Source organism: Pleurocapsa sp. FMAR1, from assembly GCF_963665995.1.
Taxonomy (GTDB): Bacteria; Cyanobacteriota; Cyanobacteriia; order Cyanobacteriales; family Xenococcaceae; genus Waterburya.
The window spans coordinates 4,182,368-4,195,960 of record NZ_OY762512.1 but is presented as its reverse complement, the minus strand read 5'-3'; the positions used below and the strand labels follow the sequence as shown (position 1 = coordinate 4,195,960).

The 13,593-nt window shown below is 39.4% G+C and carries 12 protein-coding genes; 11 read left to right on the top strand and 1 reads right to left on the bottom strand.

Features of this window, described 5'->3' with window-relative positions:
• The first annotated feature begins 100 nt into the window (after positions 1–100).
• The 7 genes from SLP02_RS20445 (at position 101) to SLP02_RS20415 (ending at position 7,739) form a co-directional block, all read left to right on the top strand.
• Entirely contained in the window at positions 101–1,225 is a 1,125-nt protein-coding gene (locus SLP02_RS20445) for a THUMP domain-containing class I SAM-dependent RNA methyltransferase (protein ID WP_319422563.1), read from the top strand.
• Between the two features lie 41 nt (positions 1,226–1,266).
• A complete protein-coding gene (locus tag SLP02_RS20440) occupies positions 1,267–2,178 on the top strand; it encodes a UTP--glucose-1-phosphate uridylyltransferase (RefSeq protein ID WP_319422562.1) in 912 nt (303 codons plus the stop codon).
• Positions 2,179–2,398: 220 nt separating this feature from the next.
• On the top strand, positions 2,399–3,469 hold the full coding sequence (gmd, locus tag SLP02_RS20435; protein ID WP_319422561.1) for a GDP-mannose 4,6-dehydratase: 1,071 nt from the start codon (positions 2,399–2,401) through the stop codon (positions 3,467–3,469).
• A 53-nt stretch (positions 3,470–3,522) separates the two neighbouring features.
• A complete protein-coding gene (locus tag SLP02_RS20430) occupies positions 3,523–4,461 on the top strand; it encodes a GDP-L-fucose synthase family protein (RefSeq protein WP_319422560.1) in 939 nt (312 codons plus the stop codon).
• 212 nt (positions 4,462–4,673) lie between these two features.
• Entirely contained in the window at positions 4,674–5,846 is a 1,173-nt protein-coding gene (gene moeB, locus SLP02_RS20425) for a molybdopterin-synthase adenylyltransferase MoeB (protein WP_319422559.1), read from the top strand.
• A gap of 125 nt (positions 5,847–5,971) precedes the next feature.
• Positions 5,972–6,463, top strand: a complete 492-nt coding sequence (locus SLP02_RS20420; protein WP_319422558.1) for a hypothetical protein — start codon at positions 5,972–5,974, stop codon at positions 6,461–6,463.
• 475 nt (positions 6,464–6,938) lie between these two features.
• Positions 6,939–7,739 carry an SDR family NAD(P)-dependent oxidoreductase gene (locus SLP02_RS20415; RefSeq protein WP_319422557.1) on the top strand — a complete coding sequence of 267 codons (801 nt, stop codon included), beginning with the start codon at positions 6,939–6,941 and terminating at the stop codon, positions 7,737–7,739.
• A gap of 53 nt (positions 7,740–7,792) precedes the next feature.
• On the opposite strand, the gene SLP02_RS20410 is transcribed toward SLP02_RS20415, so the two are convergent.
• The gene (locus SLP02_RS20410) at positions 7,793–8,974 is read right to left on the bottom strand and encodes a sensor histidine kinase (protein WP_319422556.1); all 1,182 of its coding nucleotides are present in this window, start codon (positions 8,972–8,974) and stop codon (positions 7,793–7,795) included.
• Between the two features lie 180 nt (positions 8,975–9,154).
• Here SLP02_RS20410 and SLP02_RS20405 point away from each other — a divergent pair, with 180 nt between their 5' ends.
• The 4 genes from SLP02_RS20405 (at position 9,155) to SLP02_RS20395 (ending at position 13,376) form a co-directional block, all read left to right on the top strand.
• The gene (locus SLP02_RS20405) at positions 9,155–9,580 is read left to right on the top strand and encodes a tetratricopeptide repeat protein (RefSeq protein WP_319423713.1); all 426 of its coding nucleotides are present in this window, start codon (positions 9,155–9,157) and stop codon (positions 9,578–9,580) included.
• 9 nt (positions 9,581–9,589) lie between these two features.
• On the top strand, positions 9,590–9,754 hold the full coding sequence (locus SLP02_RS26825; protein ID WP_413467407.1) for a tetratricopeptide repeat protein: 165 nt from the start codon (positions 9,590–9,592) through the stop codon (positions 9,752–9,754).
• Positions 9,755–9,864: 110 nt separating this feature from the next.
• The gene (locus SLP02_RS20400) at positions 9,865–10,917 is read left to right on the top strand and encodes a tetratricopeptide repeat protein (protein ID WP_319422555.1); all 1,053 of its coding nucleotides are present in this window, start codon (positions 9,865–9,867) and stop codon (positions 10,915–10,917) included.
• A 548-nt stretch (positions 10,918–11,465) separates the two neighbouring features.
• Positions 11,466–13,376 carry a transketolase C-terminal domain-containing protein gene (locus SLP02_RS20395; protein ID WP_319422554.1) on the top strand — a complete coding sequence of 637 codons (1,911 nt, stop codon included), beginning with the start codon at positions 11,466–11,468 and terminating at the stop codon, positions 13,374–13,376.
• Positions 13,377–13,593: the final 217 nt, after the last annotated feature.

Here is a 13,593-nt window from a genome sequence, read left to right as displayed (position 1 = left end):
TGGTTTTTGGTGGGCATAAGCAGGATATCTTGATTGACAAGATGATTAATTATTTTTTCTGCCCACCTTACGGATGAACAATATAAATGTTAAATGTTAAATGTTAAATGATTACTTTGCTACTACATCTCGCGGTTTGGAAGAAGTTGCTGCTCAAGAATTAATCAGAATTGGAGCAAAAAATGTGCGCACTGACTTTACAGGGGTTCACTTTCAAGGCGATCGCGAATTACTTTATCGGGCTAACCTTTGGACAAGGACAACTTTTCGGATTTTAATGCCTATTGCCAGGATCAAAAGTTTTGACGGAGATGAGCTTTATCGCAACGTGCAAAAGCTAGATTGGGAAGAATATCTCGACCCAAATATGACGATCGCCGTTACCTGTACAGGTAAGAGTAAAAATCTTAATCATACTCACTTTACGGCTTTACAAATTAAAAATGCGATCGTCGATCTACAAAAGAGTCGGCGGGGAAAACGCTCTAGTGTAGATACAGAAAATCCTGATTTGATTATCAATGCTCACATCGATCAAAAGCACTGTATCTTAAGCTTAGATAGCTCAGGCTCTAGTTTACATCGTCGTGGATACCGTCCTGCTATGGGTGATGCGCCGATGAAAGAGACTCTCGCAGCAGCTTTATTAGAAATGGCAGAATGGACACCCGACTTACCCTTTCTAGACCCGATGTGTGGTAGCGGTACATTACCGATTGAAGCAACTTTAAAAGCTTTAGACATCGCTCCTGGACTATACCGAGACTTTAGTTTTCAAACTTGGTTAGATTACGACCATGACCTGTGGCAAAGTTTACTTAAGCAAGCAAGCGATCGCCAGAAAAATAGTATAGATATACCGATAATAGGCAGCGATCGCGATCTAAAAATTATCAGACAGGCTTTTGCTAACGCTGAAAGTTCTGGACTAGAAGACTATGTAAAATTCGCTCGTCAGGAAGTTTCTACTATTGAAGCACCAGCAGATCGAGGAGTTTTAATTTGTAATCCTCCTTATGGCGTAAGATTGGGCAATGAAGCTGAATTAGGAGAACTATACAAGCTGCTAGGAGATATCTTTAAACAAAGATTCAGAGGCTGGACTGCGTATATTCTCACAGGCAGCATGAAGCTATCAAGACAAGTTGGCTTAAGAACTTCTAAGCGCATTAAGTTGTATAACGGTGCAATTCCCTGTACTCTCTTGAAATATGAAATGTATTAGCATTTAACATTTAACATTAATCATTTAACATTAATCATTAAATGTCTAGTAAACAAGTGCGTAAAGCAATTATTCCTGCTGCGGGTTTTGGTACGAGAATGTATCCAGCTACCAAAACGATGAAAAAGGAACTGCTGCCTATTATCGGCAAAGACGGTAGAGCCAAGCCAATTATTCTGGCGATCGCCGAAGAAGCAATTAGTGGAGGGATTGAAGAAATTGGAATTGTGGTGCAGCAAAGCGATCGCGATTTATTTGAGGATCTGTTCAAGTCTCCCCCCAAGCCCGAATTATGGCAAAAACTTTCAGCCGAAGATAGAGAATATACCGAATATCTACAGGCTATAGGCGATCGCATTACGATTTTGACCCAAACCAAACAAGAAGGATTTGGTCATGCTGTTTTTTGCGCTCAAGACTGGGTAAACAATGAGCCGTTTTTGTTGTTATTAGGAGATCATATCTACACCTCGGATACTGAGTTTTCTTGTGCCAAACAAATGCTCGATATTTATCAGCAAACAAATACTAGCGTTATCGGCATAACTCCCATGAATGCAGATATTATTCATAAAGCAGGTTGTGTTAGTGGGACTTGGCAAAAGTCACAATCGATTTTAGATATTGCCCAGATCTACGAAAAACCATCTTTAGAGTATGCCAGAGAACATTTACAAGTCCCAGGAATGCCTGACGATCAATTCCTCGGTATTTTTGGTATGTACGTTTTAGAATCAGAAATCTTTAATTTATTGGCAGCAGAAATAAATCATAATCAACGATTTAAAGGAGAATTTCAGTTAACAACCTGTCTCGATAAACTAAGACAAACTAGTGGTGCGATCGCTTATCTCGTCCAAGGAAAATATTACGATACAGGAATGCCTTTATTTTATCGACAAACCATGATTGACTACTATTTGAACAGTTTTGATTCAGAGCAAGATAATTGAAGGTAGAAAAAGTTCTAAGCCTTTATACTATTTGCAGCTATAGATAAAATTTTATTATATTAATTTAGTTGTAGCATTGTATGTTGATATAATTCACTACTACTTTTATTTTTATTAATAATGTTAAATGCAGTAACAATTCTTTCAAAAACATTGACTATATAATACGGTAGTGCAGAATAGCCAAGCAGTAAAACAAAATAGTAGCAAAAATAGTTAAATGAGCGATCGCAAAGTAGCTTTGATTACAGGTGTTACCGGTCAAGACGGTTCTTACTTAAGTGAATTTCTTTTAGAGAAAGGTTATGAAGTTCACGGTATTATTCGTAGAACTTCTACTTTTAACACCGATCGCATCGATCACCTTTACGTAGACCCCCATAGTCCCCAAGCCCAACTGTTTCTTCATTACGGCGATCTAACTGACGGCACTACTTTAAGACGTATTTTAGAGCAAGTTAAGCCTATTGAAATTTATAACTTAGGTGCGCAGTCTCACGTTAGAGTCAGTTTCGATTCTCCAGAGTATACAGTTGACTCCGTAGCCATGGGTACTTTGCGTCTTTTAGAAGCAATAAGAGATTATCAGCAACGTACAGGCATCGAAGTTAGATTTTATCAGGCAGGTTCTTCAGAAATGTTTGGTAAGGTTCAAGATGTTCCTCAAAAAGAAACCACACCCTTTTATCCTCGTAGCCCTTATTCCTGCGCTAAAGTCTATGCCCATTGGCAAACTATAAATTATCGTGAATCTTACGACTTATTTGCCTGTAACGGTATCTTGTTTAATCATGAATCTCCTCGTCGTGGTGAAACCTTTGTGACGCGCAAAATCACTAGAGCCATAGCTCGGATTGTTCAAGGAACGCAACAGAAACTATACTTGGGTAATCTAGACTCAAAAAGAGACTGGGGCTATGCCAAGGATTATGTCAAGGCGATGTGGTTAATGCTTCAACAAGATCTGCCCGATGATTATGTCATCGCCACAGGAGAAACTTACCAAATTAAAGAATTTTTGGATATTGCTTTTAAACACGTAAATCTTGACTGGCACGACTACGTAGAGTTCGACCCTCGCTATCTTCGTCCTGCTGAAGTAGATTTGCTAATTGGCGATCCTACTAAAGCTAAACAAAAACTGGGATGGCAGCCTACCGTTACCTTTGAAGAGTTAGTTCGGTTAATGGTAAATGCTGACTTAATCAATTTAAATTTGTCTACTCCTGATGGTAGTCATGATTGTGACAATACTTCTTTACGCAGAAATTTCGCCACGATTATTGATTAGATAAAAACTAAATAGCTTAGTAAATACCTGTATACATTCAATTACAATTAGTAATGTTAGATTTACAAGACAAAAGAATTCTAGTTACTGGCGGAACTGGTTTTTTAGGCAAACAGGTTGTAGACCAATTGTGTAAGGCTGGAGCAACTATTGGTAAAATTAGCACACCGCGATCGCGTGCCTTAGATCTGCGTCAGTGGTCAAATTGCCAGCAGGCGGTCAAAGAGCAAGATATAGTCGTTCATCTTGCTGCTCATGTGGGTGGTATTGGTCTAAACCGAGAAAAGCCTGCCGAACTGTTTTACGACAACTTAATGATGGGTACACAGTTAATTCATGCTGCCTATCAAGAAGGTATAAGTAAGTTTGTCTGTGTCGGTACAATCTGCGCCTACCCCAAATTTACTCCCGTCCCCTTCAAAGAAGATGATTTGTGGAACGGTTATCCTGAAGAAACTAATGCCCCCTACGGTATTGCCAAAAAAGCTTTACTGGTTCAGTTAGAAGCCTATCGGCAGCAATATGACTTTAACGGTATTTATCTCTTGCCCGTTAATCTTTATGGCCCTGAAGATAATTTTGATCCCAGTAGTTCTCACGTTATTCCTGCCTTGATTCGCAAAGTCTATGAGGCTCAACAACGTGGAGATAAAGAATTACCAGCCTGGGGAGATGGTAGCCCGACTCGCGAATTTCTATATTCTACTGATGCAGCGCGGGGTATTGTTATGGCAACCCAAAAATATAATGAAGCTGCGCCAGTCAATTTAGGTACTAATCATGAAGTACCCATTAAAGATTTGGTAGAAACTATTTGCGAGTTAATGGATTTTCAAGGAGAGATTGTCTGGCAAACGGATCAGCCTAATGGTCAACCTCGACGTTGTTTAGATACCCAAAGAGCAAAAGAAAAATTTGGCTTTGTGGCAGAAACAGAATTTCGCCAAGGCTTAAAAAATACTATTGACTGGTATCGTCAGCACGCCGAGTAAAAGCAGTCATGAACTCATTACTAAGATGGAGATCGCTTTAAATCAACTTTTGCTTAATTAGAGAAGACGCGATCGCTTTATTCTTCTGGCAAAATTAAAAGATAATTGCGATCATAGTTATATAATTAGATGCTTATAGTAAAAATGCTGACCTCGATTGTCTGGGCAGCAATAACTTCGTTAAGCTTCGCTAACGCGCTTTGATAATAACCATGCTTAATCCAAACTTGGAAGCAATCGAACTTAATAAAGATGAGTATCAAAGGTACTCGCGCCATATCATTCTGCCAGAAGTAGGATTAGAAGGACAAAAACGTCTCAAGGCAGCTAGCGTTCTCTGTATCGGTAGTGGTGGTCTTGGTTCTCCCCTTTTGTTATATCTTGCAGCAGCAGGTATTGGCAGAATTGGTCTAGTAGACTTTGATATTGTTGATAGTTCCAATTTGCAACGTCAGATTATTCACAGTGAATCATGGGTAGGCAAACCAAAGATTCAGTCAGCAAAAGACCGTATTCATAGTATTAATCCCCATTGTCAGGTAGATTTATACGAAACGGCTATTAGTTCCGAAAATGCCCTAGATATTTTAGCTCCTTATGACGTAGTTGTTGATGGTACAGATAACTTCCCTACTCGTTATTTGACTAACGATGCTTGTGTATTGCTAGACAAACCTAATGTCTACGGATCTATCTTCCGTTTTGAAGGACAGGCAACGGTCTTTAACTACCAGGGTGGCCCTAACTACCGCGATTTATATCCCGAACCACCACCACCAGGAATGGTTCCTTCCTGCGCCGAGGGAGGAGTATTAGGGGTTCTCTGTGGCATTATTGGCACAATTCAGGCAACAGAAGCAATTAAGATTATTTTGGGTGCAGAAAATACCCTCAGCGGTAGATTACTGCTTTATAATGCTTGGGACATGAAGTTCCGTGAGCTTAAGCTGCGACCTAATCCTGAGCGTCCTGTAATCGAAAAACTAATTGATTATCAAGAGTTTTGTGGTATACCTCAAGCAGCAGCAGCAGCCAAAGAGGCAGAAAATATGATCCCAGAAATGTCGGTCAAAGATTTGAAGCAGCTTATGGATAGCGGTAAAGATGATTTTGTCTTGCTAGATGTTCGTAATCCCCATGAATACGAAATTGCCAAAATTGACGGTTCGATTTTAGTTCCCTTGTCTGAACTAGAAGACGGCAGCGGCATAAATAAAGTAAAAGAATTAGTTAATGGTCATCGTCTTATTGCTCATTGTAAACTCGGAGGGCGATCGGCAAAAGCTTTAAATATTCTTAAAGAAGCGGGAATTGAAGGCACAAATGTCAAAGGCGGTATTGCCGCTTGGAGTGAGGAGATAGATTCTAGCATTCCACAATATTAGATAAAAGGAAAAAGGATATTTCAATTGCTTATTTTCCTCATCCCTAATCCTTTTATATTTTCTCATTCCAGTTTTGGTGATCTACCCTTAATATGGGTGTGAGTTAAAAATATTGTTAAATTGCCATGCAAATTCTAGTAAAGGTTATTCGTTGGACTAGTTTAGTTTCTTTACCTGTGTTTTTATTAGCTATCCCCAATTCTCCAGCGATCGCTGGTGATATTGGTAGTTGTGCCGATAGTCTAATTCTTGATGGTGTTGCCAAATCATCAGCAGCAGCAGCTTGTTCAGATGCTTTAGAACCTAGGTTGCTTGCTTCTTGTGTTCAAGATATTAAAGCTAATACTGATATAAAGGGAGATGATGCTTTGCAGTCTTGCTATCGTGTTCGTAGACCCAATGAGTTGGCTAGTTGCGTCATCGATATTAGTGATAGTTTAAAGCAAGTTAAGTCTGGTATGGCTTTGGATAACTGCCGTCGTAGTCTGCTGCCTGCACAATATGCTGAGTGTACTCTTGATTTGACAAGCATTGAAATATCTAGCGAAAAAGCTATGAAAAGCTGTATAGCAGCAGAGTTTACACCTAGTCAAGTAAATCCAGAAACTGCTCAATAATATTTATCATTACATACATACGAATGATTGATTTGAGAGCGATCGCTTTTTACAAAATAAAGAAAAATCGCTCTCAAATTTAGTAAGTAGTCAAAAGCATAGAGCGTTAATTATAAAATACATCTGCCCCAAGAAATACATATTTTCGTTAGCTCAATAAGTAATGAGAGCTATGTTTAATCATCGTTTATTTTTTTAAGCAGTTGATATAATTCAACCTAAGATAGATAAAATATTGCCACAAATGTTTGACTATTAATTAGTAGCAAATACTTCTTAAAAATAGCAGTCACCCGAAAAAAGTATTTATAACTGCAAATCTTAGATTATCGATAAGCTTTCTGACTTTAAGTTTAAAAAAGAAACAATACGATATTAGCTAAAAATATAATTCGTAATCAAGAATTAAAGAGTAAAAGCGTATCACGTAGTAATTTAACGACAAAAACCAAATTAAAGAAATACAGGAATAAGCATGGATTTTGGCATAAAAGATAAGGTAGCCGTAATTAGTGGAGGAGACTCTGGCATGGGCAGGGCAACAGCCAAGTTGTTAGCAGCCGAGGGCGTTAAAATTGCTTTAATAGATAAAACTAATGATGAATTAAACACAACCGCAGCAGAAATTAACAAGATTGGTGAAGCCATATCAGTAACCGCCGATTTAACAAACTTAGAAGCAGTTGAAGCAGCAAAACAACAGATACTTGAACATTATGGTACGGTTCATATTTTAGTCAACTGCGCTGGGATAACAGGTTCAACCAAAGAATTTTTAAGTCTAACCGATGAAGACTGGTACGAAACTATAGATGTTGATTTTATGTCTGCGGTAAGACTGTGTAGAGCTTTTATTCCCTCTATGCAGAAAGAAGGCTGGGGCAGAATTGTTCTCATTGGTTCAGAAGATGCCGTGCAGCCATACACCGATGAGATGCCTTACTGTGCAGCAAAAGCTGGAATACTCAATTTAACCAAAAATCTATCTAAAGCCTTTGCTAAGGACGGTATTTTGATCAACTCGGTTTCTCCTGCTTATATCGCCACACCGATGACTGATGCCATGATGGAAAAACGAGCCAAAGAAAAAGGAATGAGTTTTGACGAAGCAATTGAAACTTTTCTGGATGAAAAACGCCCTCACTTAGAATTACGTCGTCGAGGCAAGGCGCAAGAAGTAGCTGCGGTAATTGCCTTTCTTTGTTCTCAACACTCAAGTTTTGTCGTGGGTGCAAATTATCGAGTTGATGGTGGTTCTGTAGCCACCGTTGGTTAATTTGTTCTATAAGTCAAAAGTCAGTCTTAGAGCCGTTCGCCCCTACTTTTAATCTAAGATAAAACGACCGTCATGGGAAAAGTTACGGTAAAAGTAGAGCCTTTTTCGAGTTGGGAAACTAAATCAACTTTGCCTTGCAGTAGCTTGACTAGCTTCTCAACAATGGCTAATCCTAAGCCAGTGCCATTGCCCAGTGAACTAGCTCGATAATAAGGTTCAAAAATATGAGTTTGTACTTCTGGGCTAATACCTATACCTGTATCTTCAACCGCAATTGACCATCGATTATGGTCATTGCTTTTACAGGTAATTCTTATAGTTCCTGATTCGGTGTAGTGAATAGCGTTGCTAACTAAATTAGTAACCACCTGCTGTAGTCTTAATAAATCACTTTGTACCAATTGGGGAGCGTCATTGTCATCAAAAATTATTTCCAGATTTTTTTGATTGGCAGAAGGTTCAAAAGCTTCCGTAACTCCGAGGATTAGCGATCGCAAATCGAGCGCTTCCACGTTCAAGGGTATTTTACCCGCTTCATAACGAGACATTTCCAGCACGTCATTAATTAAACGCAGCAATTGTTTACTATTTTTAATAACTTTTCTGGTCATTTGTAGATCCAGAGCATTTTCTCCTTGAGTAGATCTTTGCTGTTGCTGCATCAAAAGGCTAGAAAAGCCCATTATAGAATTAAGGGGAGATTTGAGTTCATGTGCCAAATGAGCCAGATCTTCTTTTTGTGTCTCTACTAGGCGCGTTAATTCTTGATTGGTTAGTACCAGTTGACCTCTTAGCTGCTTGAATTCTTCTAATCGCCCATCTACATAGCTATCTAGAGACAAAGAGATAACTTGATCTACTACCGAATCAATAAGCTCTATTGCCTGAAACATTTCATCTTTAGAGCCAGCTAACAAATCTGACTTCAAGGTAGCAAAGATAATTGTCCGTAATAAACTATATTCCCGCATAATTTCAGCCACGTCATAGCCTTGTTCGGCTCTAACAAATCCATGCTCTAAACCACCATCTTTTAACTGTTGCGGTTTATCGGTTATGGAATCTGAGAGTAAACTAGCCAGTGCTTCTATAACTAGAGGAATGCTGTTGCGTACCGATGTATGGGCAAGACCTTTGGAGCTTTTGATGTCTATATTTTGGCGAATGCTTTCGATCCAACTTTCAGCGATGGTGTTGGTTTTTGCTAGCAGAATTTTGCCAATATCGTTGCTCAAGGAACATTACCAAATCATATACTTGCTAACTTACTACAATAATACCTATATCTATGGGATGTCAACAAAAGTAGGCATTGATAATTTGATGTATGAAATCGATAATAAGAACGCTTGTAGCTCTAAATGTCCTGACTGTTATTGTTGATTACATATTTCTTAATATAGGATAGTCAGGCAATTTTACTTAATTCCCAAGACCAACGGTCAATTTACAGTCAAGGACATTCCTATGGTCAGCTCAAAGACTACGATAACGCTTCAGCTTGTTATAGTGAGATGATTCGCCTTCAGCCCAAATTCCCTGCTGCTCACAAAGATCGAGGCTATATCCACGGTAAGCTCAAAAATTATCCCCAGGCGATCGCCGATTATTCTATGGCGATTGATTTAGACTCAGAGGATGGGAATGCTTATTATCATCGTGGCAATGCTTTCAATTTCCTGCAAGAATATAAACAGGCAATTATGGATTGCGACCGACGTATAGCCTTAGAGCCTGATTACTGTAACGCCTATTATAATCGGGGAGTTAGCTATAGTTGTCTGGAACTATATCAAGAGGCGATCGCCGACTACAATCGAGCAACAGTCATCAAGCCTTAGTCTGCTCTAATTTATAATAATCGGGGCAATGCTTGCAAAAAACTCCAGGAATATCAAAAAGCGATTGCTGACTATACTAAAGCCATTTTCTTCGATGCTGACTATAGCGATGCCTACTACAATCGAGGACTAGTTTATTATATTCTTCAGGAAAGAAGCAAATCAAAGATTTAACTTTAGCTGCTAATTTGTTTCAAAAATAGGGCAAACAGGTGTTAGGACAACAAATTTTCATCAAAATTCAAAACCTGCATGGTAATCAAGAGGTTGTTAGACAATAAGTAATGGATAAAGAATCGACATCACCAGATTATCAAAATATTTTAGAAGAGCTACGTCTAACTCTCATTGACGATCCTGAAAATATTGATGCTTATTATCGCCGTAGTGAAGTATACTATGCCCAAGGAAACTATAGTACGGGCATCGAAGATTTAAATGCTGTTTTGCAGCGCGATCGCAATAACTTTTTAGCTTACACTCTACGCGGTTATGGTTATGGACAGCTAGGAAAACAACAAAAAGCGATCGCCGATTATACCTGCGCCATCGAGCTTTGTCCTAATTACGCCAAGGCGTATTTTAATCGTGGCACTGTCTACAATCAGTTGGAGGAATACTATCAAGCGATCGCTGATTTTAACCAGGTAGTCAAATTAAATCCTGATTACAGCGATGCTTATTACAATCGAGGCATGGCACACAACAAGTTAAAACAATATCAGCAGGGAGTTTCTGATTATACCCAGGTAATCCGCCTTAACCCAGAAGATGCCGAAGCCTATTACAATCGCGCCAATACTTATAATAAACTTGAGCAATATCCTCAAGCATTAGCTGACTATGCTCAAACAATTAGCCTCAATCCCCAAGACTTAGAAGCTTACTACAATCGCGCTAACGTCTATCATAAAATTCAGCATTTAGATAAAGCGATCGCCGATTACACTCATATTATTAACTTTAATTCCCGTCATGCCCCAACTTACTACAACCGAGGCACATCTTACTTAACGGCGCAAAAATATCATCAGGCGATCGCTGATTTCGACCGAGCAATTAGCCTTAATAAAAATTATGCTGAAGCTTACTATAATCGGGCGGTAGCACACAACAAAATTCAAGAATATCCAAAAGCGATCGCCGATCATCAAGCTGCTATCAAACTCAAGCCCAACTACGCAGAGGCTTATGGCAACTTGGGTTTAGTTTATCAAACGGTGGGAGAAAAGCGTAAAGCAATGAAAAACTTAGATTATGCTGCAACCCTATTTAAACGACAAAACAACCAGGCTTTATATAAATATGTACTGGGTAAGTTAAAAGAAATTAAATAAGCTGGTTAAAAAGTAGTTTAAAGGCTGATAACCTATAGCTGAAAACTTTTTGATAACCTGAGTTCAGGATAAGCCCAAACCCTTGATCTTTCGTTGGCTGAAAATACTATTCCTTGATAAAATCAACCTCAAAATCGTCTTAACCAGAACTGACGTTAAAATAAAAATAAGCCAGAGGTCACAAAGACTTTGGCTAGATCGTGAAAAGTACGCTTTATCAATCGGATTTAGTATTAATTCGGTTGCCACTAGATCCTATCCATAAAAAGATGATTTCCCTCAAAGACCACAACCAGATAAACTTGAACTTGTTCACCGCTCTATGTGAACAATAGATTTATCTGATAATAATTAACACTGATCTAAAGTGTAATAATTTCTTAATTAGCATTGCTAGACTAAAGCTAAAGTATGAAAAACAGATCGGTTACTTACCAACGTCAATCAAAAGCTGATAGCTACAGGTAATATTAGCCAAAATTTTATACTTCGTGAAACTAGCAATGTTTTTTAATTTACAGCTTTACTCACACACCAAAAAATAAATTATGACTGCAACAACCACCCGTTTTCCCATTGATTTAGGTGCTTATAAGCGACTAGCTTTAGACCCTAACAAGCCTACCTTAACAGCCGAACAAAAAGAAACTTTAACAGCCAATATTCAACTTTGCCGTGAGGCGATCGTCTTTTTTACAGCTACCGGCGGAGCTAGAGGCGTTGGCGGACACACGGGAGGACCTTTTGATACTGTTCCCGAAGTGATGATCCTCGATGCTTTCTTTCGTGGTGCGCCAGATATGTTTGTACCGATCTTTTTTGATGAAGCAGGACACCGTGTTGCCACACAATATTTAATGGCGACCTTAAATGGCGATTTGCCTCAAGAAGAATTGCTCAAGTATCGTGGTGCAAATTCTAAGCTACCTGGACACCCCGAATTAGGCTTGACACCTGGGATTAAATTTAGTTCTGGTCGTTTAGGACATATGTGGCCCTTCATCAACGGTATAGCCTTGGCTAACCCAGATAAAGTAATAGTTTGCTTGGGTTCTGATGGTTCGCAACAAGAAGGTAATGACGCGGAGGCTGCTCGCTTGGCAGTTGCTCAAAACCTAAACATCAAGCTATTTATCGACGACAACGATGTAACTATTGCTGGACATCCTTCTGATTATCTGCCTGGTTATGATGTTGGTCAAACCTTGACTGGTCACGGTTTAGAGGTTAATACGGGAGACGGAGAAGATATTGACTCTCTTTATAGCCGTATGTGCGCTGCGGTAACTGGAAATGGTCCTGTGGCATTAATCAACAAACGTCCTATGTGTCCAGGAATTGAAGGTATTGAAGGTTCTACTCACGGACATGATGTAATTGCCGTCGATAAAGCAGTTTCCTATCTCGAAAAACATGGACAAGGTGCAGCAGCAGACTTTCTCAAAAACATCAAAAAATCGAGCAACGACTATAAGTTCTTAGGAGTTAGCGACAAGGTTGGTTCCAACCGCAACGTCTTTGGTGAAGCGGTAGTATCTGTCCTCGATAAAATGAGCGATGCCGAACGTAAAGAAAAAGTTATCTTTATAGATAGTGATTTAGAAGGTTCTTGTGGTTTTAAACAAATCCACGATGCCCATCCAGAAGTGTTTATTCCTTCTGGAATTATGGAACGGGGTAATTTTTCGGCTGCTGCGGGTTTTGGCATGGAAGAAGGCAAACAGGGAGTATTCGCCACCTTTAGTGCTTTCTTAGAAATGTGTGTTTCTGAGATCACCATGGCTCGTCTTAACAAGTCCAATGTCTTATGTCATTTTTCTCATGCTGGTATCGACGACATGGCAGACAACACTTGTCACTTTGGTATCAACAATATGTTTGCCGACAACGGACTAGAAGATGGTTATGAAACTCGTCTCTATTTCCCTGCCGATGCTAACCAAATGACTGCCTGTGTAAATAAAGTATTTTATAACCCAGGTATGCGCTTTATTTTCTCCACTCGCTCTAAAGTTCCTATGATCTTAGATGATGCGGGTAACGAAATGTTTGGTGGCGACTATACTTTTACTCCTGGCAAAGACGAAGTAATTCGTGAAGGAGACGCAGGCTATATTGTCAGCTTTGGAGATGCTTTATATCGCTCTTTGGATGCAGTAGAACGCTTGAAAAAAGAAGGTATCAACGTTGGTTTAATCAATAAGTCTACTCTGAATGCTGTCGATGAAGAGATGATGGCAAAAATCGGTAAGGCACCTTTTGTTCTGGTTGTTGAGTCTTTTAACCGTCGTACTGGTTTAGGCAGTCGCTTTGGTTCTTGGCTACTTGAGCGAGGCTTGACTCCTAAGTTTGCTTATCTTGGTGTTCATGAAGAAGGCTGTGGTGGACTTTGGGAACAGTTTCCCTTCCAAGGTATAGATCCAGAAGGCATTATGAGTCACGTTAAAGGCTTAATCTAAAAAACAATTTATAGAGTAAGGTTTCCATACCTTGCTCTTTTTTTATTAGGCAACTTATCGGGCTTCGCCCTTGAGGTCAGAGGTTAGAGGTCAGAGGTCGTATACTTCATCCTAGCTGCGGTGAGTACACCTTGCTAATTGTATCAAGACCTCTTTGAACGAGAGGGGTGTGCGGGTTTCCCACGCATACCCAATCGAGTTGTTGAAGAGGAAATGT